21 protein-coding genes are annotated in these 23365 nt (G+C 39.7%); 5 read left to right on the forward strand and 16 right to left on the reverse strand.

What is annotated here, in order from left to right; genetic code table 11:
- Positions 1-25: 25 nt before the first annotated feature.
- The 4 genes from essB to AC1DVK_RS10255 all read right to left on the reverse strand — a co-directional run bounded on the left by essB (position 26) and on the right by AC1DVK_RS10255 (position 3390).
- The gene (gene essB, locus AC1DVK_RS10240; protein ID WP_477626408.1) at positions 26-1342 is read right to left on the reverse strand and encodes a type VII secretion protein EssB; all 1317 of its coding nucleotides are present in this window, start codon (positions 1340-1342) and stop codon (positions 26-28) included.
- A gap of 71 nt (positions 1343-1413) precedes the next feature.
- Positions 1414-1662: an ESX secretion system protein YukD gene (yukD, locus tag AC1DVK_RS10245; RefSeq protein ID WP_477626409.1), complete on the reverse strand. Its 249-nt coding sequence runs from the start codon at positions 1660-1662 to the stop codon at positions 1414-1416.
- An 88-nt stretch (positions 1663-1750) separates the two neighbouring features.
- Positions 1751-2041, reverse strand: a complete 291-nt coding sequence (locus AC1DVK_RS10250; RefSeq protein WP_089364189.1) for a WXG100 family type VII secretion target — start codon at positions 2039-2041, stop codon at positions 1751-1753.
- Positions 2042-2475: 434 nt separating this feature from the next.
- Positions 2476-3390 (reverse strand): nucleoside hydrolase, encoded by a 915-nt coding sequence (locus AC1DVK_RS10255; protein WP_477626410.1) that lies wholly within the window; start codon positions 3388-3390, stop codon positions 2476-2478.
- Positions 3391-3761: 371 nt separating this feature from the next.
- Between AC1DVK_RS10255 and AC1DVK_RS10260 the strand changes: the two genes are divergently transcribed.
- Positions 3762-3944 (forward strand): hypothetical protein, encoded by a 183-nt coding sequence (locus AC1DVK_RS10260; protein ID WP_061461249.1) that lies wholly within the window; start codon positions 3762-3764, stop codon positions 3942-3944.
- A gap of 57 nt (positions 3945-4001) precedes the next feature.
- Here the strand turns inward: AC1DVK_RS10260 and AC1DVK_RS10265 are convergent, their stop codons facing one another.
- The 3 genes from AC1DVK_RS10265 to AC1DVK_RS10275 all read right to left on the reverse strand — a co-directional run bounded on the left by AC1DVK_RS10265 (position 4002) and on the right by AC1DVK_RS10275 (position 10334).
- Entirely contained in the window at positions 4002-5729 is a 1728-nt protein-coding gene (locus AC1DVK_RS10265) for a glycine betaine ABC transporter substrate-binding protein (protein ID WP_477626411.1), read from the reverse strand.
- 4 nt (positions 5730-5733) lie between these two features.
- The gene (locus AC1DVK_RS10270; RefSeq protein WP_089364186.1) at positions 5734-6939 is read right to left on the reverse strand and encodes a quaternary amine ABC transporter ATP-binding protein; all 1206 of its coding nucleotides are present in this window, start codon (positions 6937-6939) and stop codon (positions 5734-5736) included.
- 1361 nt (positions 6940-8300) lie between these two features.
- Positions 8301-10334 carry a sigma-54 interaction domain-containing protein gene (locus AC1DVK_RS10275; RefSeq protein ID WP_477626412.1) on the reverse strand — a complete coding sequence of 678 codons (2034 nt, stop codon included), beginning with the start codon at positions 10332-10334 and terminating at the stop codon, positions 8301-8303.
- Positions 10335-10609: 275 nt separating this feature from the next.
- On the opposite strand from AC1DVK_RS10275, the gene AC1DVK_RS10280 reads away from it, so the two are divergent.
- Together AC1DVK_RS10280 and iadA are read left to right on the forward strand one after the other, a co-directional pair.
- Positions 10610-12031 carry a YfcC family protein gene (locus tag AC1DVK_RS10280; protein ID WP_477626413.1) on the forward strand — a complete coding sequence of 474 codons (1422 nt, stop codon included), beginning with the start codon at positions 10610-10612 and terminating at the stop codon, positions 12029-12031.
- 28 nt (positions 12032-12059) lie between these two features.
- A complete protein-coding gene (iadA, locus tag AC1DVK_RS10285) occupies positions 12060-13232 on the forward strand; it encodes a beta-aspartyl-peptidase (protein ID WP_089364183.1) in 1173 nt (390 codons plus the stop codon).
- 695 nt (positions 13233-13927) lie between these two features.
- Here iadA and AC1DVK_RS10290 read toward each other — a convergent pair.
- Both AC1DVK_RS10290 and AC1DVK_RS10295 read right to left on the reverse strand, forming a co-directional pair.
- Positions 13928-14335: a sporulation protein gene (locus tag AC1DVK_RS10290; protein WP_061461243.1), complete on the reverse strand. Its 408-nt coding sequence runs from the start codon at positions 14333-14335 to the stop codon at positions 13928-13930.
- Positions 14336-14397: 62 nt separating this feature from the next.
- Entirely contained in the window at positions 14398-15369 is a 972-nt protein-coding gene (locus AC1DVK_RS10295) for a sporulation protein (protein WP_477626414.1), read from the reverse strand.
- 597 nt (positions 15370-15966) lie between these two features.
- Between AC1DVK_RS10295 and accD the strand changes: the two genes are divergently transcribed.
- The gene (gene accD / locus AC1DVK_RS10300; RefSeq protein ID WP_477626415.1) at positions 15967-16821 is read left to right on the forward strand and encodes an acetyl-CoA carboxylase, carboxyltransferase subunit beta; all 855 of its coding nucleotides are present in this window, start codon (positions 15967-15969) and stop codon (positions 16819-16821) included.
- Complete coding sequence (locus AC1DVK_RS10305) at positions 16818-17771, forward strand: acetyl-CoA carboxylase carboxyltransferase subunit alpha (RefSeq protein WP_410863079.1); 954 nt, start codon at positions 16818-16820, stop codon at positions 17769-17771. Before accD ends, AC1DVK_RS10305 begins: the two co-directional genes overlap by 4 nt.
- Here AC1DVK_RS10305 and AC1DVK_RS10310 read toward each other — a convergent pair.
- The 7 genes from AC1DVK_RS10310 to AC1DVK_RS10340 form a co-directional block, all read right to left on the reverse strand.
- Positions 17703-17942 (reverse strand): hypothetical protein, encoded by a 240-nt coding sequence (locus tag AC1DVK_RS10310; RefSeq protein ID WP_477626416.1) that lies wholly within the window; start codon positions 17940-17942, stop codon positions 17703-17705. The two genes, AC1DVK_RS10305 and AC1DVK_RS10310, sit on opposite strands and share 69 nt — an antisense overlap.
- A gap of 624 nt (positions 17943-18566) precedes the next feature.
- Positions 18567-19964: an amino acid permease gene (locus tag AC1DVK_RS10315; protein ID WP_477626445.1), complete on the reverse strand. Its 1398-nt coding sequence runs from the start codon at positions 19962-19964 to the stop codon at positions 18567-18569.
- Between the two features lie 355 nt (positions 19965-20319).
- Positions 20320-21837 (reverse strand): histidine ammonia-lyase, encoded by a 1518-nt coding sequence (gene hutH / locus AC1DVK_RS10320; RefSeq protein WP_061461238.1) that lies wholly within the window; start codon positions 21835-21837, stop codon positions 20320-20322.
- Between the two features lie 113 nt (positions 21838-21950).
- Positions 21951-22400, reverse strand: coding sequence for a hut operon transcriptional regulator HutP (gene hutP, locus AC1DVK_RS10325; protein ID WP_061461237.1), 450 nt, complete (start codon positions 22398-22400; stop codon positions 21951-21953).
- A 136-nt stretch (positions 22401-22536) separates the two neighbouring features.
- Positions 22537-22722, reverse strand: a complete 186-nt coding sequence (locus AC1DVK_RS10330; RefSeq protein ID WP_477626417.1) for a hypothetical protein — start codon at positions 22720-22722, stop codon at positions 22537-22539.
- A gap of 88 nt (positions 22723-22810) precedes the next feature.
- Positions 22811-23029: a GNAT family N-acetyltransferase gene (locus AC1DVK_RS10335; RefSeq protein ID WP_477626418.1), complete on the reverse strand. Its 219-nt coding sequence runs from the start codon at positions 23027-23029 to the stop codon at positions 22811-22813.
- A gap of 17 nt (positions 23030-23046) precedes the next feature.
- Positions 23047-23322, reverse strand: a complete 276-nt coding sequence (locus AC1DVK_RS10340) for a hypothetical protein (protein WP_477626419.1) — start codon at positions 23320-23322, stop codon at positions 23047-23049.
- Between the last annotated feature and the right edge of the window lie 43 nt (positions 23323-23365).

Raw genomic sequence — 23365 nt, forward strand, 5'->3', positions numbered from 1 at the left:
CTCACCTCCGCAAAAGGCCCAATGCTCACTCTTTGCTTTTCTCTTTTTCTTCAATTGATTTTTTCGAGGAATCCTTACCTTCTTCTTTTACAGCAGGCTTTGCTTCCGCTTCACCTTTATCTTCCGCATTGGAATTTTTTGCAGGCTGGTTTTGTTCTTGCTGTTCCCCGTTCTCCTCCATTTGCTTATCCAATTCCTCTTTTTCCTTTCTATATTGGGACAACTCAGTATCGACTTCTTTAATTTGCGTTTCCTTCTCTTCCCCGGAAAGTTTATCGTCTAACTTAATCTGTTCTTTCTGATTTACCAAACCATACATAATCAATTCGCGATCCTCCATGATTCTCGCCAAATCGATCGCGTTCTCGTTCATGCCCCTGCCTATATATATCCAATATAGGAGATACTGGCTATCGGTTTGCAAAGTGATTGCATTTTCCACATTTTTCTTAGCGACTCCCTCCAATGGTTCGTAAGTGACATAGGACTTCGCCAGTTCATATTGAACGACATACGGCATATTTTTTGGGTCGTAGTTTTCCAAACGGTCAATGACTTCACTATAATTTTGTTTTAAGAAGCTTTCACCGCTTTCTACATATGCATCCTGCCTAGGTTGGGAGAAGAATAGTGTGTAAATCGTAAAGAACATCAGTGGCACTAGAACGATCATCGTACCCAAAAGTGTATAGCGGCCCATTCTCCATTTTTTCTCAGGGATATGCACAAATGCCTTTTCTTCCTTCTCTAAAGCATCTATTCGTTTTTGAACGACCGTGTATAGTTCATCCCAAGTCCCCGCTGCTAATATACTTTTTGATTCGTTCGATAGTTTTAATGTTTTATAATAAAGCAGATACTCTTCGAAGGTATACTGACCATCCACGAATGCCGAAATCGTTGCCTTCGTTTCTTGAAATAGCTCATCATGATTATGCTCATATGGAGGCAAACTGTCTTTTACACCATAATGTAGGAAATATGGTGTAAAGCTTGGATCAAAAACGATATTTTCTGGACAGACGACTAGTTGCAGCCGAGTCAATTCATGATTTCTGATTTTCTTCACGATTTGATAAGACGATACCCATCGACCTAACAGGTTTCTATCTTTAGCTTTGGAAAAAACAAAAAAAGAGGCTGGTGGATTTACTCTGATCTGCACCTCGTCCTCTGTCACTTCTATATGTTTCTGGAGAGCATCATCCGCTTCATGAATAAGCTGTAATTCCAGTGGGTCTTGCATCGATAGTTTTGCCCGTTGGAAAACGAACAGATACCCATTATCATCCTTCACCATTGCAGCTTCTGTTTTTTTCTCCAGATATGGTTTCTCATCCATTCTATGTACTCCTTTACCCCTGCTAAAAGGGCTTTAGACTTTATTCCTATAACGAGCCCACACTTAATCCATTAGAGGATCTCAAGGCGGTCCCCCGACGTAATTCCGCTATCAAGCAGGGTATCATAACCTGAACATACAAACTCTTTATTCTTGACCCGCACCCAATATCCATCTTTAGGTGCAGTGGCAATATCCTTTACCTGCCATACAAATTCCACAACCTTCTTGATGGAGCGGTAATTCGAGACTTGCAAGTCAAATACTTCCCCTGTATACCTGTTTAAATCGATCGTAAGTTGAATATATATGGAAGCCACCTCTTTTAAAAGCAAAAAAGCACCACGATTTTCATTAAGAGTCGCGGCGCTTTTTCCTAGAAAATTCTTTATCTCTTTGACCTAATGATTATCCGCGAATTTGACTGGCAATCTGATTATCTGTATCTTCAAGGATTTGAGCTGATTTATTCAATTGTTGAGAAACTTCATTCAACAAGCGTGCCATATCCATGAATGAAGGCTTCAATTCTTCATATTGTCCGATGAAAGCCTCACTCGAAGAACCTTCCCAAATACCTGTTAAATGATCTCTCATTTTATCTAAACGACCAATGATATCCGTTACCTGTTGGCTCTCATTATCATATTGCCTAGCTACATCTTTCAGTTCCGAAGGTGTTACGCGAATTTGTGACATAGAAAAACTCCTCCTTTAATCTTATATAGTACATYTTAATAGAACCATACATTTTCTGCCATATAAATAAAAATAAAGTCGAAAAATGGTAAATTATGATTATGGAAAAAACCTAAATATGGGATTACGAAAGTCTATGTACCTGTTTTTCCGAATCATTAAACATTTCTTTGAATGAATTTTATTTTTTTTACCTTTTCATGGTAAAAAGAAGTTCCTTATGCCCATTTTTTTGGACCATTACTAAAATATAGGGATTCCATCAAATCTCTATGAAATTAATCAAACGATTGATTAATATTTGAAAAACCAATCGAAAGGATATCCAAATATACGAAGATCCTTTTTCCAAAGCAAAATAAACTATTTTTAATACATGGATTTCAGCTGTGTGACTTAGTTAATGGAGATCCTTATAAAACATGATAAAGTCCTCATATAACCCGTTCCAAAAAGTGTTTCACGAACCGATCCGCTTCCACTTTCGTACAGACGCGGATTTTAGGACCGCTAACCTGTTGGCCTATTGTCCTGCCCGTTTCTTCGCCTTCAGTTACAACCTTGACGTTCATCATTTCTGTACTTACAATACTTGAATCAATCGCAACCCCGACTGCAAGTGGATCATGAAGGGCGCAACCGCCCAAACCTGGATGGGAGATTTCATAAGCTTTCATATAATAATCGGTCATTTCCGCTAAAAATCGGGCGCTCTCCTTACCAGTTGCCCGCCATTCATCAAGCTTCGATTTCAAAAGATATGTTTGCAGTGTCACATCAAGTCCCACTAGGGTGATTTGCAGTCCGGATGAAAATACATGATCAGCCGCTTCGGGATCGGATACTATGTTCGCTTCAGCATAGGGCGTTACATTTCCTTGTACGTTTACAGCACCGCCCATAATAACCACCTCTTTTACTAAGGACATGATTTTAGGGGCTTTTTTAATCGCCATTGCGATGTTAGTCAGTGGTCCTACTGCAATAACCGTAATTTCATGCGGCCGGCTTTTCACTTGATCGATAATGTAATCTGATGCATTCCCTTTTGATGCTTTAATAGTTGGTTCAAACTGAAGGGTATTTCCTAACCCGTCTTCCCCATGGATATGCTTGGGATATTTCTTCTTCTTTCCGCGTACCAATGTTTGACCGGCTCCTTCAAAAACCGGAATGCGCCTATTTAATTTTTCCAAAACGGCCAGTGTATTACGGGTCGATTCAACAACGGGTACGTTACCAAAGCAAGTGGTAAACCCCAGCACTTCCAATTCTGGTGAATTTAATGCATATGCCATCGCCATGGCATCATCAATCCCAGTATCAACATCAAATATGATTGGTTTCAATATTTCCACACCTTCCAGAATTACATTTTTGTGCCACTAAATATTAATGTCCTTTCTCAATAGAGAAATAAATAGCTTTCTACACGTTTCATATCTTTTCTTATGTATCAGGGATCACTATTTTCCAACTGAATTTTAACATTCAATTATAGGCAGTTCCACAGAAATTTAAGAATACTCAAAATTTCCAAACAATAAAAAAGCCTGCCGGTGTTAAAATAGTTGACCACTTATAAATATCAATGATATAAAAAGGGAAATGAAGAAGTAGGGCCCTTATTCCTTTTAACTTGTTCAATGCTATTACCCAAACTAGAGAGTGTTCTCTAAAGGTAGTTATATTACATGCGGTTGACGAAGGTGGATAAAGGATGAAAATGTTTAGGTTAATCGAAGATGATCCTTCTACGTATAAAAAGGGGACAAATTTTTTTTTAATATCACATTCAGAATTCATAGGTGTGAAAAGTTATGTATTACTAGCTGAAGATTTGAAAGGAAAGATCGAAGTAACGGAAGAAGAATTGAAGAGTAAATTCGTTTCCATACATTGATCTTTCGTTTAACTGAAAAAACGAGGGAATTTCATTTCTGAAATCCCCTCGTTTTTCTTATTTTAAATCTTCAATTGAATCAATATCGACGTAATCCGGTACAACCAGTCCATTCTTTGTTCCTTTTAAGTTTGGTCCAAGGTCAACCATATCATCTTTATACTTATTATAGTATTCAAGATGTGTACCAGGAAGCCATGCAGCCACCATTGCGTCCGCACTTCCGTTTGCAACGCCGGCAAACATTGGTCCCACTTCAACTTGACTTAATGTTACGTCATAACCATTCTGTTCCAGAACCTTGCCAATTACATTTGTACTGGCAATTTCAGTGTCCCAGGCAACATAAACCAGTTTGATTTTTTCACCATTTCCTGATTTAGCACCTTTAGTCCACTTGGACACTTTGTCCGGATTTTCGCTTATCCATTTTTCTGCCGCTTCTGAAGGAGACATCCCTTCAGTGACTTTGACCATTACATCTTCCATATCTTCAGTTTTCCAGAAGAATTGATCAATAATTTTATAAGCGCCGGGCGCATCCTGTTCGAGGCCTTTTCTGGCAATCGAATTAATATTTTCAGCCCCGCCAAAGGATTTTTTCGGATCTTTGAGATATTTCAAGTCATATTTCGAGAACATCCAATGCGGTGACCATCCAGTAACGATGATCGGTTCTTTTTTATCAATTGCTTTTTTCAATTCAGCAACCATTGCCGCCGAAGATCCTTCAACCAACTTCCAATCATCCAACTTATAATCACCTATAGCCGTTTTAGTCAACTTCATCAATCCTGCTCCAGGTTCAATTCCGATGATTTCATAATTGGTTTTGGCAGCAAAACTGTTTTTATCCCCGTTCACAGCTTTTTCTTTTGTAAAAGTACCGAACAGTGCAGTCCCTACAACAAGTAAAGCTAATATTGTAAAAATGATTTTCCTGCTAATGATATGCTCGTAAGCGGGCTTACGAAGGTTTTGCGTGATACGATCTAGAATGATTGCAATGATTACGATGGATAATCCTGCTTCAAATCCTTGTCCTACATTAATTTGGCTGACAGCCCGGTAGACATCTGCCCCAAGCCCGGGTGCTCCAACCAATGAAGCTGTAACAACCATGGATAATGCAAGCATGATGCTTTGGTTAACTCCTGCCATAATCGTTGGAGTAGCCAATGGTATTTGTACCTTGAATAACTTTTGGCTGCTTGTTGAACCAAATGCATCCGATGCCTCAATTAAATCATTAGGCACTTCCTGAATCCCAAGATTGGTCATACGGATTGTCGGTGCGATTGCGAAAATGAATGACGCAATGATCCCCGGCACTACCCCTATTCCAAAGAATAATATTGAAGGAATCAAATAAACGAACGCAGGCATCGTTTGCATGAAATCCAAAATTGGGGTTACGATCTTACGCACCGTTTTATTTTGGGCACACCATATTCCGATCGGTATCCCGATCAGTATCGTTAGGAATCCTGACAATATTACGATAGCAAGTGTTTGGATGCTTGATTCCCAATAACCAAGATTATCAATCAAAAGTAAGCTAATGAAAGTAAATATTCCCAATGGCCATCTGCTTGTATAGGTAACCAGAAGGGTTAGGACTATAATTAACACGATGGAAGGTCCAGCACTCATTACATCGACCAGGATATTCAGTAGACCCTCAATCACATTCGTAATAAGTGTAAATAATCCAGCAAATACAATAGTTATCCAATCCACTAAAGAATCGACCCAAGCTCCTAGTGGTATTTTTGTCATATTCATTGAATTATTCACTCTCCATTTCATTCAAGGAATCTTTATTTCCTGCTAAAGCACCAATCACGGCACCACGAAGCAGAATTCCTTTAATTCTTTTCTGTTCATCAATCACTGAGATTGGCAAGCTTGAAGTTGCCATCACATCCATGAGGTTACCAAGTAATTCATCCTCTTTTACAGTTGGGATATCGGTTGACATCACTTCAGAAATCGATTGGTTATTGCTCATAGCCTGACGAGCCTGTTCTGCAGTCACTGCCCCCAATAATTTCTGCTTTCTATCCACAACAAAAATGCTGGAATACCCTTGTTTACGCATGATTTCCAATGCAACCCTCGGACCTCTGTCAACTGCGATCTTCTCTGGGCGTATCATTACATGAGAAGCTGTCAGTACTTTTGATAGATCAACATCTTCAACAAACTTCTCGACAAATTCATTAGCTGGATTCATCATGATTTGTTCAGGAGTTCCCAATTGAATCACACTTCCATCTTTCATAAGAGCAATTCTATCCCCTATTCTTAATGCTTCATCAAGATCATGGGTAATGAAAATGATCGTTTTTTTGTACTGATCTTGAATTTCAATCAACTCATCCTGCATATCCTTACGTATTAATGGATCAAGAGCACTGAAGGCTTCATCCATCAATAATATGTCCGTATCACTAGCAAGTGCCCGAGCTAACCCAACCCTTTGCTGCATACCACCGCTAAGCTGTGACGGCAGCTGATTTTCGTAGCCTTTCAATCCAACGGCCTCTAGAGCCTTCATCGCTTTTTCATGACGTTTTGTTGGATCCACTTTTTGAATTTCGAGCCCAAATTCAGCGTTTTCCAATATCGTTTTATGCGGAAATAAAGCAAAGTTCTGAAAAACCATGCTTATTTTCTTTTGCCTGACTTCCCTTAGGCGTGCCGCGTTCATCTTTACGATATCTTCTCCCCCAATTAAGATTTCTCCCAATGTAGGATCGATCAAACGATTGAACATGCGGATTAAAGTGGATTTCCCACTTCCGGATAGACCCATGATGACAAAAATTTCGCCAGGATAAATCTCGAAATTCACATTATTAACTCCGACCGTTTGTCCCGTTTCTTTCAAGATTTCTTTTTTTGTTTTGCCTTGCCTCAATAAATCTGTTGCTGCTTTTGGAGATTTGCCAAAAATTTTCGAAACATTTCTGACTTCTACATACGGCTTCATCAAGTCACCTCATTCTAATAGTTGCCCATATGATTCAGTTTTGCTGAATTTCCCCGTTTTATGCGAGTGATGATTATTAATACACAAGTACCTTGAAATAATCGAAATTTTAAAAACGATTCTACCCATACACTTTTTTCTTCTGTTCTATACCATATTGAGGTAAAAAAAGCGGAATTGACACATATGTGAGTGGCACCTTCTTGCACAGGACCTAATGAACAAAGAAATTACTATTTTTATTGTTCCCAAGAAGGCATTCTTTACTTGGATTTTATATGTGTGATTAATTGAGCATTTCAAGTAGGAAAAGGAGGTGCAATCACAATTGAGGAAACAAGCAGGCACAGCATATACCAACTTTAATATAAACGATTTCCACTTAGAGTTTTCTGTCCAGTCGTTGGACTAAAGATTACCCTCTTAAGTACTTCATTTTCCTTAACCAGGTGGAATGATACTTGCAGTATGACACCATACGCATTGAAAATGATTATGGGATTCCCAATGTGTCTAATTTGAGCATTTCAAGTAGGGAAAAGAGGTGCAATACAACTGAGGAAACTAACAGGCACAGCATATATCAACTGAAATATATTGGTTTTTATTTTAGAGTTTTTTGGTCAGTTCCATCACACGGAATAAACCGTTCTCCCTAAAGTACTTTATTACCTTAACAAACAATGAATATAAATTCAAATGATGTGCGGCGGAATTGTTGAGTATTTATGCTAAGAGTGTGCATCATATGAAAGTGACACCATTCTTCTATAAACATTGATATATCAACGGTTAAAGCAAAAAAATCGGACATCGAAAACAAATTTTCGGACACACGATTTATCATTTTTTTCAAATGTGAAATTAACTCACAATTGAATACTCTTCACGGATAAAACCAATACAAAAAATATAGCTACTTTAGTTAGTGGATTGCCTTCTTTCAATTAATCCATTCATAGCTTCATCGGCTGTACAAGTTTTCCATTGCTGCAAAGGATATTAAATAATAAAAAATACAGACCGTGCATTTATAACTACACCCAGCGTGAACAATCGCTACACTTCTATTGCCTTGCTGTTCATTATCAAGATTTTATATTCAATCGTTTTTTTGTTATTTTAAAATACTTTTTATGACGTTGTCGGGCAGATAACAACCATATACCCCAAAATCAATATCCCGAACATCACTAGATTTCTTGTTAAACAAAATCCTCATCTTCACTTATCAATTCATAATTTCTATATACTGTATAGATTCTTTCTATAATTTTTTTCACATGCAGATATGTAAAAAAACCAATTGATTTACCAATCGGTTTTTTTGTTGAGAATTTAATTACTTATTTCAGCTACCCTCAGCGATTTGACTTTAGAAAATATAAATACTCTATTCCAGCCGCAGTTATCTTTGTGCCGGCCCGTCCTCTGCCTTTGATAACAAATCCTTCGCCCGCTAAAATATCCAAGCGGCGGCGGATCTGCTGCGTGGACAAGACAATGTCCGAATCTATGCTTTGACTTGATATAAGCTCTCTGCTCGCCGCTTTTCCTTTATCGTTACATTGCTTGATTACTTCCAAAATAAAAGTGCGCTCCTGCATTTCCAGCATACTTTCACACGCGGAGTATTTCGAAATCACACTTTCTCCCGCTTGTCCTTGCATGAACGGAAGGTCTCTTTTCATCAATACATTTCCCTCACAGACCGTCAGCATGTAATCAATAGTACTTTTCAGCTCTCTTATATTGCCGGGCCACTCATATTGCATGAAATATTCCAGTACGTCTTGCTCTACCTTTACCCACTTCCCACTCTTTATGATGAGATGCTTAATCAAAAGTGGAATATCCGCTCTTCTCTCATTGAGTGGCGGAATGCGGAGATTAAGTACATTCAGCCGGTAAAATAAGTCTGTTCTGAACGAACCGTCCCGCATCTTTCCTTGGAGATCTTTATTCGTTGCTGTAATCAACCGAACATTAATGGGTATGATTCTTCTGCCGCCAATCCTTCGAATTTCCCCCTCCTGCAGAACTCGCAGCAGATGTGATTGAACTGTGAGACTTATGTCGCCAATTTCATCCAAGAAGATAGTCCCGTTATCCGCCAATTCAAACAAACCTTTCCTGCCTCCCCTTTGCGCTCCTGTAAATGTCCCTTCTTCATAGCCGAACAATTCACTTTCAAGCAAAGTTTCTGTTAATGCGCTGCAGTTCACAGCGAGAAACGGCCCGTTTTTTCGCATTGAATGCTCATGAATAGCATGCGCAAACAGTTCCTTTCCTGTTCCTGTCTCACCCTGAATCAAAATCGGATGCCCCGACAAGGCAAGCTTCTTGGCGATCTGCTTACGTTCTTTCATTACTTCATGCTCGCCGATAATATCATGAAAGCTGTATTTCGTATAAAACCCCTTATTTCGCATTTCCCTTTGTGCCGTCTTTTCAATTTCAACGGCTTGATGTACACTCTTGAAGGTTGCGACAATTGTATTTTCTTTCTCCATTTGTAATCGAAAAATGACGACATCCACGCCATCTATATCGAAGAACTTGCTTTCATCCTTACCGTTCATGATGAAATCGGTAATATCCCGGCTATGCATTACTTCCTTCATATACTTTTTAACTGCATCTTGTGGATCAACATGAAACAATGCCGCAAGCCTATTATTGAATACTGTAATCCGCCCTTCCTCGTTAACGACCAATATTCCATCATCGACAGTTCCCAGTACATTTTGGATGTGCTCGCTCATCCGCTTGGCATCCCGCTCTGCATATAACAGCCTACGTTGTAATTCAATGATATTCCTAATGTACCTTTCTGAAATCCTCGAGGATATATCCTTGTTCAAACCGCAGCGTTCTACAACTTCTAAAATTGTTGTCATGTCAAAAAGTCGCACACCTATATCGATTACTTCTTTTATGTATGAGGGACAAAGATTTGTTTCTCCTGGTGTAACTGCAATATGAACATCCTCATAAAACAAACTCCCCTTCCGAAAAGGGATGAATTGAACATGATCGACACCAAGCTGATATAAGGATTCAATAAGACTTATTGTTGCCTCATCAACATCATTCACCACCAGAACTGTTGAGCCATCAGGTATTCTTAATAGTTTATCAATGTATTCATGATGAACCGTTCTCTTTCCTACAATTATTTTCTCAGCATTTATGCTATATATGTCGTTTGTTTTATCGTAAGCAGCATCTGATGAATACAAGATTATTGTATCTTCCAGAGAATCCGGTAATCCCTCATCGGCAGCATAGCTTTTAACATGAACATAGTCTCCAAGCAATTGTTCCAGCTGTTCCTGCAAGGCTTGCTTTGTTTTTGCACTTCCCGCTATAAGCGTAAGTGAGGATTTTGACATAAAAGCACCTACCTGTCTTTAAATTGGTTCTATTATATCACCAAAAAGAACCAATAATGACCTTAAACTCTAATCTAATTCTAAAGTTTTCCTAATAATCAATCTAGAAATATTGGCACAGATTTTGCATATATAAAGCATTGATGTGCCTATGGATTTGAAAAGGAGGGAAACAGCAGAATACGAGTAAAACAGATGATAGTCTATGGGGCCGGCATGATTTTGTAAGCGTTTTAGTTCCATGCTTTTATTTTAAATACAAAGGAGAGACACTTATGAGCCAAATTGAAGAGAAGGTTGTTTCGCTTGGAACATCAGGGAAAAAAGAGAGAAAAATCAATGTTTTTGTACTGCTGCTCTGCATTCTCGCAATTGCAACGCTATTCACTTACATTTTGCCGGCCGGGGAATATGCACGAATTGAAGCGGATGGACGGACAACTGTAGACGCCAATTCTTTTAAATGGATAGAATCTGCACCAGTCGGATTGTTCGATATGATAAAAGCTATTCACACAGGAATGGTAGAAGCCGGAAATATTATCTTTTTTTTATTGATTATCGGAGGGTTTTTCGGTGTTTTAAGAGCAACAGGTACGGTTGACGTACTTATCGGGACAATGGCTCGGAAGTTGGCGAAGCGTGAAAAGCTGTTGATTCCTGTCGTGATGCTGTTTTTCGCAGTAGGCGGCTCCTTAATGGGGATGGCAGAAGAAACACTGGCATATCTTCCTCTTATCATTCCCCTGGCGTTGGCTCTGGGATTCGATACAATTACAGGAACCGCCATTGTTATAGTAGGGGTAATGTCAGGGTTTACGACAGCCGTCATGAATCCATTCACAGTAGGACTTGCCCAAGGAATCGCAGAATTGCCGATGTTCTCAGGAATGGGGTTCCGCCTTATTTTATTTGTTATTGTCTATCTGGTTTCCGTTCTTTATATCTATCGTTACGCAATGAAGGTAAAGAAAAATCCTTCTATAGGAATCTACGGGAAGTATACAAAAGAAGAAGCGAAAAACTTGCTGCAATCAGGTGCGAAATTAACAGCGAGACACAAGTTCATCTTAGTAGCCTTTTTAATTAATTATATCGTCTTGGCGTTTGGAGTCATCAAGTTCCAATGGTACATGACAGAAATTGCTGCCTTATTCATTGTTTTGACAATCGTAATTGGAATCATCGGAAAACTTTCTGCAGATCACATTGTCAACTCCTTTACTAATGGATCTGCAGCCTTGCTCGGCGGCGCTTTGATAATCGGCGTATCACGCGCCATTCTTGTTGTATTGAATGAGGGCCATATCGTCGACCCTATGCTACATCAAGTAGCTGAATCTATCCAGCATATCCCTGCCTTGTTAAGCGTTGCTGGCATGTACAGCTTCCAAACTCTTATCCATTTTATTCTAGCGTCCGGCACCGGTCATGCGATGCTGACAATGCCAATTATGGTGCCACTCGCAGACTTATTGGATATTACACGCCAAACTGCAGTGTTGTCTTTCTCTTTCGCGGACGGAATCGGGAATATGATTTTCCCGACCGCTACCACCTTAATGGCGGGCTTAGCAATCGCAGGCATTTCTTGGACAAAGTGGGCGAAGTGGATTTTGCCGCTGGTGCTCATTCAATATCTTATCGGATTAGTAGCTGTTATCATAGCCCACTTCATCGGGTATGGTCCATTCTGATAGCAGTATTTACAGGAGGAGAAACGAATTGCTTACTTTAATTAAAAATGGCGAGATATACTCACCCAATTACTTAGGACGGAAAGACATATTGATTACAAACGATAAAATCGCATTTATAGATGTCAGAATCGAGATTCCTGACAACTTTGCCCCTATTCAAATCATTGATGCGGCTAATCTTTTCGTTGTTCCGGGTTTTATAGATTCACATGTTCATATTATTGGTGGAGGCGGCGAGGGAGGATTCAAAACCCGCACCCCCGAGCTGATGCTCACTGATATTACAACTTCAGGTATTACAACGCTGGTCGGCTTACTTGGTACGGACGGAACTACGCGTAGAATGGAAAGTCTTCTTGCCAAGGCGCGGGCGCTTGAAGAAGAGGGTATTTCCTGCTTCATTCATACTGGCTCCTATCAAGTACCAGTAAAAACATTGACGGGAAAAATCGAGGACGATATTATTTTAATCGATAAAATTATCGGTGTTGGAGAGATTGCAATATCCGACCATAGATCATCAGAACCCACATTTGAGGAATTAACTAAAGTCGCCTCAGCGGCACGCAATGGCGGTATCCTGTCAGGAAAAGCTGGGATATTAGAAGTTCATGTAGGGGACGGAGATGGAAAGCTTTCCTTGCTGCATGAAATTGTAGATAAAACCAACATTCCGATTAGGCAGCTCCATCCGACACATATCAATCGAAATGGGGAATTATTCAGGGCGGGAATTGATTACGCGAAGAGAGGCGGATACGTAGACTTTACCACAAGTACCATTCCTTTGTTTTTGGAAGAAGGCGAAGTGAAGTGCAGCAAAGGCTTGCGCCTGATGCTTGAAGAAGGGGTTCCAGTAGGGCACATAACCTTCTCTTCAGACGGACAAGCAAGCCTTCCCTTCTTTAACAGCCATGGGGAGTATGCAGGCCTACAAGTTGGAAAAGTATCCTCGCTATATCACGAAGTCCGTGATTCTGTTTTAAAAGAAGGCATCCCGCTGGAAACGGCACTGAAGGTCATCACCACCAATCCCGCACAAGTACTAAAGCTTTCGAGCAAGGGCAGCATCCAAACCGGTAAGGATGCTGATATTGTATTGTTGCAAAAGGATACATTGACAATTGATACTGTTATTGCAAGAGGACAAGTGATGGTAGAAAAGATGGTTCCGCTTATAAAAGGAACGTTTGAATGAGGGAGTGACTTTTATGCCTGGGAAAAGTCATCACTGTCATGGCGGAGGTTATCAACAAAGTGAATTTTTCAGGTAATCGGTAATGACATACAACTTGAGTTGTATGTCATGGAGCCTGTTCTTGTCTTCAACCCGCTTCCCAGCATTATGTACAGCTCTATCTATATATTGAGTAAATACTTTATTGAAGCTATTGCTGTAAATGAAGAGATCCTGTGAGAAAATGTGGGAAACTCCATCGGTATCATCACGGCAACCAGTCTTCATATCGGCCATGAGACAGCTTTCCGTAGTGCTCGCGAAGCTACCTTCGGCAAAAGAAAAGTGCGTGAGCTGTGTATGAAGCTGGGGTTCTCAAAAAGAGGAACGGGATGTCATTATGAATTATTATGAAATGACTCATCCCGAGATTTGCAGGTGTGCATCCATTGTCCAGAACATAAGATACAGCAAGTATTTGAAAGTACTTTAGGGTTTGTTAAGAAATATAAAATAGAGATTTCCTGTTAACTTGGAGATTATGCAGCTAATCAAACAATTATGAGTACATTCTTTTTTTGCAACTTCACCCCTGGTGAAGTTGCTGTCTTTATACCCAAGCACTTAGTTTAATGATGACTATTAATATCCTCCTTCGTAAACTTGGAAAACATGAAAATCATAATCCAAACTAAATTTATATATTATTGTCAACTTCAATTTTCTTGACTAATTTGGTCTACTATTTGAATGATGTCCTGATCCTCGCTTATTACTCCTTTATCAAAAAACAACCTCGTGTTAAATCGGTAGGATATGTGCTCTGATGACAAGGCAGCGGAAATCGGCAACTGGAATGAAAATGGAATAAGGATTTCCTGCTCCTCCTCTATAAATTTTGTTGTCAGTATGGTTGTGGTATCAAAAATCCGTTGCACATTATTCACCTTGTCTAATTGCACTAAGTCACACTCCAACCGTTTTATTTTTTGCTCACAGATTCCTCCTATTATGGAGAATTCACCTGTTATCCGTTCTCCCAACCCATACTTTACCTTAGGCAATTTAAGATCGATTACAGCTTTTCCTATTCCTAATTGTGACAGATATCTTCTCAACAACAAGTTGTTTTCCCTCCTGGAATTTTACTACAACAATTAAAAATGATTAATGTTTGGTATCTAAGTTACTCATCCCCATCACCGAAAAAGCCACCAAAATCTTCAAACTGTTCTTCCACATCAAACATATCTTCTTCTATTCCAAGGGCATCAGTAGCCCCTTCTAGCACCCCATCCATATTTAAACCATCTATCATTTCGCTAAGCAGCATGCCACCCAATACTCCTGCGGCTAATCCTCCAACCATTCCCCCAACACCACTGAATTTATTTCCTGTAGGTGAAAATTGATCATGATAAGAAAATGGACGCGTGAACAATTGAGGCTGTTCCACTACCTCTGCAATTTGTTGCTGTAAAAAATGGGTAAGCTCTTGATGTTCCTCTAACAGTCTATGATCAATAACAAATTCCCGTTTGGCTTCAATTTCTCGAATCCCATTTCGACAATCGATTTCCATAAACACCTGCTCTACATCTTCTTTCGAAGAAACCCTTATCTCCAATTCATTGATCTGGCCGGCAAATTGCGCTGTTGGAAAGAATGAAAATTCCTGTCCATAGGCATCCACTTTTCCTGAAGTAGGTTGTTCTCGAAAACCGAGCTTACTAAGTGAGTTGAAAATGGCTTCTAGTTCCTTTGGAGCCTTAAGGACCAATGCATCTACATCAATGTGATCCAATCCACCTTGAATATCTAGGTGAGTATCGAAAAAGTAAGAAATCGAACCTCTTGTTAAAGGAAGATCTTGCGGGATTTTGTAAGTGAAATCAAAATGTTTCTCTTCCTTTTCCTTAATTGTAAACGGACCGCTTAAAGGTACAGATGACACTTTTTTCGTGACAGTTTCCCCACGTTTTGTCCTCACTTTAATCATGAAGCCAACTGCTAACTGGTTAATTTGTTGTTCCACTTCTCCGCCATGTAAAATTACTTCCCCTTTTAGTGTCTCACCAGCATAATAAGAACGGTTTTCGTAGCGTAAATCAACAGTTGCTGCACCTTTCCCTAACTTAGCCATAAACTTCTTAAACATTCGGTTCATTTCTCCTTTAATTTCCATTAGTCTGTTATGATCATTTCACTTTCGCTTGAAACCCTATCAATTTATACGAATATATAGCTCTTAAAGTTTCATTTACATTCTAAGATTGCCCTCTTGAATATTATGTGTTTCTAATCTGCCCCTTTAAATTAAGAAAAAAACTATTAATCTTTATCTTTTTAACAATCTGATAACCAATAAAATATTATTCATGGAAGAATGACCCATTCAATTATATTAGTATTTGCATATTATGAGCTTACACCAATTAATGGGATTAAATGACGCTTTGCTATTTGGTAAATCGTTCTTTCTAAGAACTGGATCAATATTCACTATATAGAAGATAAGTAGTTTTTAATGTTTGTATACTCGGTTTGTATACAAGCCTATGTATTTCCCGTCGAAAAAAAATCGTAAGTTTTTGATTTTCCAAGTAAACATGCATTCATACAGGAATAGATAATTTTTTATAATGAAGTCCCACTCTAGGGTGATTGCTGATTGTATAAAACTTTTTAATGAAAAGCTAAAAAACACAACGGTGAGCGTAACTTGTAATAAAGCTGTCTTACCAAAGGAGGATTGATGGAGATTTACCCATTAAAGAGAGAAAAAATAGAATCAAATGAAATAGACAAAAGCCTTAATCCAATCCCTTTTACTTGTAAATCATGCGGGAAAACTTATGATGAATCTCTTATGAAAGTAGAATTGAATGTATGTCCGAAATGCCAATATCACTACCCGGTTACAGCTTATGACCGCATTTCAATGGTTACAGATAGTGGTTCATTTTCGGAATTCAATAAAAGTTTAATTTCCGTTGACCCGCTGAAGTTCCCTGAATATAAAGATAAATTAATTTCTGATAAAAATAAGACTGCATTAAATGATGCGGTTATTACCGGGGAAGCTTCCATTGGTGGTTATCCGGTTGTGATTGGTGTCATGGATTCTCGTTTCCGTATGGGAAGTATGGGCTCAGCAGTCGGTGAAAAAATAACAAGAGCCATTGAGGAATCATTAAAAACACGAAAACCATTTATATTGTTTTCGGCAAGCGGCGGAGCTCGCATGCAAGAAGGAATTCTTAGTCTCATGCAGATGGCAAAAACGAGTGTCGCTTTAGAACAACTAAACTACGAAAAAATCCTTTTCGTATCCGTTTTAACGAATCCTACAACGGGTGGAGTTTCTGCTAGCTTCGCTTCGTTAGGTGATATCAATATTGCCGAACCGCAAGCTTTAATTGGCTTTGCAGGAAGACGCATAATTGAACAGACGATAAGAGAAGAACTTCCAGAAAATTTCCAAACCTCTGAATTTTTATTAGAACATGGGCAACTGGATATGGTTGTAAATAGGAGTGAATTAAAACAAACATTAACAACCATTTTAAAAATCCATCATCTCGATTTCAGGGAGTGTTTTAAACGATGAATTTGCAAGTTTTAAAACAACTGGAAAATCAAATTGCTGAATTGAAAGAGGTGTCTGCAAAGCATAATCTTGACCTTAACGAAGTAATAAATAATCTTGAGCAAAGAGTCAATGAAATCAAAATTCACCTTAATGAGAATATGGAAGTTTGGGATAAAATTCAACTATCCAGAATTCAACAACGCCCTACTACTTTAGATTTTATCCACCATATTTTTGAAGACTTTATTGAACTTCATGGTGACAGACTTTATGGGGAAGATCCTGCATTGGTTTCAGGAATAGCTACCTTCGAAGGAATGCCTATAACTGTTTTAGGAAATCAAAAAGGTAAAAATACTAAAGACAATATCTATCGTCGTTTTGGCATGTCACAACCTGAAGGCTACAGAAAAGCCCTAAGAATTATGCAACAAGCCAATAAGTTCAATCGCCCCATCGTAACATTTATCAATACGGCAGGGGCCTTCCCAGGTCGTGAAGCCGAAGAACGCGGACAATCACAAGCTATCGCCCTCAATCTTCGTGAAATGGCAAGTTTTGGAGTGCCCATCATCTGTTTTGTAGTTGGTGAAGGTGGGAGTGGTGGTGCATTGGCTCTAGGAATAGGCAATCGAATCTACATGCTAGAAAACACATTTTATTCGGTTATTTCACCTGAAGGAGCAGCAGCATTGTTATGGAAGGATGCCACACAAGCAAAACGAGCAGCTGAGGCATTGAAAATTACGGCTAAGGACTTGATGGAACTAGGGGTGATTGATGAGATCATCAAAGAGCCTGTAGGAGGAGCACATATTGACATCCCACTTCAATCGCACTTTATCAAAGAAACCTTACGAAAAGCATTGCAAGAACTTGGTCAATTAGATAAAGGCAATCTACGCCAACAACGTTTTGATAAGTTCCGAAAAATCGGTGAGTTTATGGAAGAAAGGACATTTAAATAGGCTGTTTTCACATACTTTGTTGCTATTTACCAGGTAGTGAGTTGTGGTTGATTTCCCCTCCAGATGCTCGCTTTCCTTGGTGCGGGCGGTGAGCCTCCTCGGCGTAAACGCCTGTGGGGTCTCACCTGTCCCGCTGCTCCCGCAGGAGTCTCGCACTTCCGCTCCAATCAACCTTAAATAGTTTCGGTTTTAAAACACAATCTTTACGAAAAGAGCTTTTAATAAGAAGATGAACAATTATTTCCCAACATGTTCATAGAACATTTGATATAGATTGTTAGACTCAACATTTTGTAATGTAAATTATAGTGCCCATGTCTTTCCTCCCCAATTACACCTGAATTATTTCTTATCTTTTTGTTACATTATTCATGGCCATGCCAAATACCCCCCCAAACCCTTTTGGCAGGGCTTATCTCTGTTTTACAAAACCGTTAATTAGGCTATATGGAAATCTCTTGCCTACTTAAAAAAGCATAAACTCAATGAACCTCCCCCAAATTTAATCGAACCACTTCACGTTTAATATGTTTGTCCCTTTTCGCCAATAAAAAAAATTCCCCTACAGGTAGATTATTAAATGTACTTAATAATCTACCTGTAGGGGATAAAAAAGGGATATCATTTAAATGAAATTGATATTGTCCGTATTGATTCAACCATCTCCAACAGTTACCTCGGCTCAATCAACTGGCATCATTCAAATTTTGTTTATTTGGCGGTAAGGAACCTTGTCATTTCAAGGCTGCTAAATTCTTAACAAAGAAAGTTAAAATTATTAAAGAAGTCTTATGTTTATTTTGCATTCCTGTGTTCATCAAAATCAATCTTGCATTCCTCTAGCGGAATTACTTTTGTTTTCTTAACAAACTTATACCCAAGCCACATTACCAGAAAAAATGGGATGCCAATATAGGTAGCAACCACACTTGCCCAATTAATGGTATCTCCAAGAAAGGCTTGATAGTTTTGCGCCATTAAAACGAAAAAACAAAGGGCAAAGGAAAATATCGGTCCGAAAGGAAACCATTTTGATAGATAGGGAAGATCGTCCAGTGAATACCCTTGAGCAATGTATGCTTTTCTAAAGCGGTAATGGCTCGCCGCTATACCTAGCCAGAATATAAATCCAGTGACCCCAACTGCATTCATCAGCCAAATATAGATAACTCCATCACCGAAAACGGAAGCAAAAAATGCAATCATCCCAACAAGTGAGGTCACAATCAGTCCCCAAATGGGAACGCCGCGCTTGTTGAGCTTCCCAAAAATCCGCGGTGCTAGCCCTTCATTTGCCATTGAGTACAACATTCGGCTTGTCACGTAAAGACTTGAATTACCAGCAGATAATACAGCCGTTAAGATGATGGCATTCATGACGGAAGCAGCAAATGCCAGTCCCACTTTTTCAAACACCATCGTAAACGGGCTAACCATGATCGTGTGTCCCTGCAGGCTGCCATTCGTATAAGGAACGATCAGTCCAATAACAAGTATCGCTAGGATGTAAAAAAGGAAGATCCTCCAAAAGATGCTACGAACTGCACGAGGTACATTTTTTGCCGGGTCTTCACTTTCACCGGCTGCCACACCGACTATTTCTGTCCCTTGAAAAGAGAAACCAGCAGCAATGAAAATACCCAATGTTGCCAAAAAGCCACCGGCAAACGGAGCATCACCAACTGTGAAGTTTTTAAAACCAATCGCCTCTCCGTTCATGATCCCGAATATCATCAATATTCCGACAACGATAAAAATGATGATGGTCGCCACTTTAATGAGCGAAAACCAATATTCCCCTTCTCCATATCCTTTAACTGATACGTAATTCAATAAGAATATCAAAACTAAAAACAAAGAACTCCATAAGAATGACGGGCTGTGAGGAAACCAAAACTTCATAACCATCGTTGCGGCAGATAGTTCCGCCGCAAGCGTCATCGCCCAGGTGAACCAATAGTTCCAACCAAGTGCAAACCCTAGTGCCGGATCGATGAAACGCGTAGCATAGGTACTGAAGGCTCCGCTGATTGGCATAAATGATGCAAGTTCTCCGAGACTTGTCATAATAAAATAAACCATGATACCGATAACGGTATAAGCTACCAAAGCCCCGCCAGGTCCTGCAGAGTGAATCGCCGGCCCGCTGCCGAGAAAAAGCCCTGTTCCAATTGCACCGCCCAACGAAATCATCGTAAGGTGGCGCGCTTTTAGCTTTCTTTGTAAAGTATTTGACGGCTGGTTTTGCTCATCTTTATCAAACGGCTGCAATTGCCTATTTTCCAAATTGGGTTCCCCTCCAAAAATGCATATTTAATCTAGCACGAATAAGTAAAGTGGATCATTCATCAATAGTTACTTTTTGTAATTTTCACTTTTTCAAAGTCATTTTTTCTTATGCTAAGACCTTTTTTGGAATTTTAGGGATCTAAGTAGCATTTCCGCAACTATGTTAGGCTTAAAAACTCAAGTCAAAGGGCTTATATGCCTAACGTTTTTTAAAAGAATCACCGAATTTTTAAAGATTCGGTGATTTAGCATCATCATATTATGTTGTAGGTAGACTCCTATTAATAAATGAATTCCAATCGATTTGATGTAACCAGCTTGCCGTTGCTTCAATATCTTTTGAAAAGATACGGTCTTGCGTAATGCTTGGAATGAGCTTTCTTGCTTCCGTATAAAACTCTTTTGTAAACGGAGCCATCTTTTCTATTCCACGGTATTCCACTGCTTGCAGGGCACAAATGAGCTCAATCGCCAAAACGCGGCGAACGTTTTGAATGATTTGATGTGCGTGTCGGGATCCAATCGTTCCCATGCTTACATGATCTTCCTGGTTCGCTGAAGATGGAATGGAATCCACGCTTGCAGGATGTGCAAGTGTTTTATTTTCAGAGACGAGTGAAGCTGCACAATATTGCATGATCATCGCTCCAGACTGCAAGCCAGGTGACGGACTTAAGAATGGCGGTAAGTCATTCAGTTGAGGATTGACGAGTCGCTCAATGCGGCGCTCTGAAATATTCGCAAGCTCGGCAACAGCGATTTTCATGAAGTCCATCGCAAATGCTATCGGCTGGCCATGGAAGTTCCCCCCTGAAATAACCTTTTCCCCATCGTCAAAAATAAGCGGATTATCCGTCGCAGCATTCATTTCGATCTCCAATTTTTCTTTTACATAATCAAGAGTTTGCCATGAAGCACCATGCACTTGCGGAATGCAGCGAAGCGAATAAGCATCCTGTACCCGCAGTTCTCCTTGCTTGGTGATGAGCTGGCTGCCGTTGATCATGCGGCTAATCCTTTCCGCGACCTCTGTTTGCTGGCGGTAACCGCGTGCTAAATGAACATCCCGATCAAAGGCATCTTCAATACCGCGTAATCCTTCTAAAGTCAGTGAAGCAATCGCTTCAGTTTGATGGGCCAGCTGTTCGGCTTCAATGTAATTGACGAGCCCCATCCCCGTCATGGCCTGTGTTCCGTTAATTAATGCAAGACCTTCTTTTGCTTTAAGTGTCACCGGAAGAATGCCTTCTTTCGATAAAGCTACGATGGCCTCCATTCGCTCTCCTTTATAAAACACTTCCCCTTCTCCCATCAATACTAGCGCCAAATGGGAAAGAGGCGCCAAGTCCCCACTTGCTCCAAGAGAACCTTGCTGAGGGATGACCGGATGGATATGAGCATTCAAAAGATCGATCAGACGTTCAATGACAACAGGACGGACGCCTGAAAATCCTTTCAATAGTGCATTGGCACGGAGAAGGACCATAGCTCTCGAAACCACCTCAGGAAACGGTTCCCCGACTCCGCATGCATGGGAATGAATCAAATTCCACTGCAGCTGCTCTGCGTCCTCTGCATCAATCAAAACATCGCTGAACTTCCCGAATCCTGTTGTAATACCGTAGACGACTTTCTTTTGTTTCACGATATTCTCAACCGCTTCCCGGCTTTTTTCCACTTTCTTAACACTCTCGGCTGAAGCAGAGACAAATGCTTCCCCATATAATACTTTTTTCGCTTCTTCAATCGTTAAAGTTTGGCCCGTTAACATAATCATTTCCTGCACCCCTATTCTTTTTTTAAACAAACAAAAGGAGGCCATATTGACAGACTTATCCAGTCTACAATACAGCCCCCTATTTCACTAAATAACTATAGGCTTTTAATTATTTAAATGTGGTTAATTCCCAAACCAACGGCTTCATGTTCAAATCCCCGAACCGGTGCTCCAATCGTTCCATACACGGCGACAGCAATCCATTCACCTTCGTCCCCGCTTTTAAACGGCCTGCCCCGAACGATTGCAAACCGAAGGCCCGCAGTCCTCAAAAGACCGCCAAGCTCGACTTGGCCCCGTGTCACGCCTTGGAGTGCTTCGATGATCGCATGATACAGCGCATGCATTTCCCGATACATATCGGGATTGACTAATCCAAGTCTTTTAGCTGATGTCTCAATGGCCGCAACTATTTTCTGCAGCTCCATTGAACCGACTTTACCTTTTCCATAAAGCCAATCCATCCGCTTTAGATCATTCGTCAATATGACTTCTTCCTCTTCGTCCGCAAACGCGTACATGATTGCATGGCGCCCGATTCTTTTGTCGAATTCCTTTGTCATGCAGGTACCTCTTTTTAAAATTTTCTAAATAGACTAATAACTAAATATTATTGTAAGCGGATACAGTCTGTTCGGTCAACATATTTTTTTATTTGTTTTAACATTTCTTTTTGGGGCTAATGTTCATCACCCCTAACTACCTGCTCATCATATCGAAAACGCTAGCTTTGATAAGCGCTTTTAGGCGGTGGTGGTACAGCATCAAACGGTGGTTCCCCGCTTGCCTTTTGAGGACACCAAGAGGATCTTGATGAAGTGAGTACTCCTTATCCTCCCTCGGTCCGGTACCGTTGACAGGCGCCAATGTGTCGCACTTGGCCACATTTATAAAAACTAAAAATCACAGTTCAGAGTGAACGGTGTAAAAAATAAGTCTTGTTATTAACGCACCCGTAGTTGAAGATGACACTTTATTTTTCTAAACATAGAACCATATGTTCTTCGTCATAATAGACACCATTTACTTTTAAAGCTTTTTCCTCAAAGCCAAAAACCTTGAAACCTAAGTTTGCGTAAAGGTTTTTGGCTTTTTGATTACTTGTTACTACAGTCAAATTTATTTTCTCGACATCATCTATTTCTTTCGCTTTATTTATAGCTTCTGTTAATAATGTTTTTCCAACACCCAATCCACTTTTCTTCGAAGTTACATACATAGCAAAAATATTTGCCCTTGTTGCAGTTTTTTGTGCTGTTCCTGAATTAAGGTAACTACACCAATGAGTTCCTCATATTCATCAAATGCCCCAAAGGTAAAATTCCCTTTGGTTTTTAAATTATTAGCAACCTGCTCTATTGGATTCTCCTTATTTATAGCTTCCTCGTAGCTTGTTGCGAATGCTTCTGGATAGTTTTTTAATCCTTCTATTCTTAATGCCCAATAACTTTCAGCATCAGATGGAGTTAGTAGCCTGACTTTCATTATGTCCTCCAAAAATATTATTTAAGATTTAAGACTGTGTACC

Source organism: Peribacillus sp. P4_B1, from assembly GCF_056402395.1.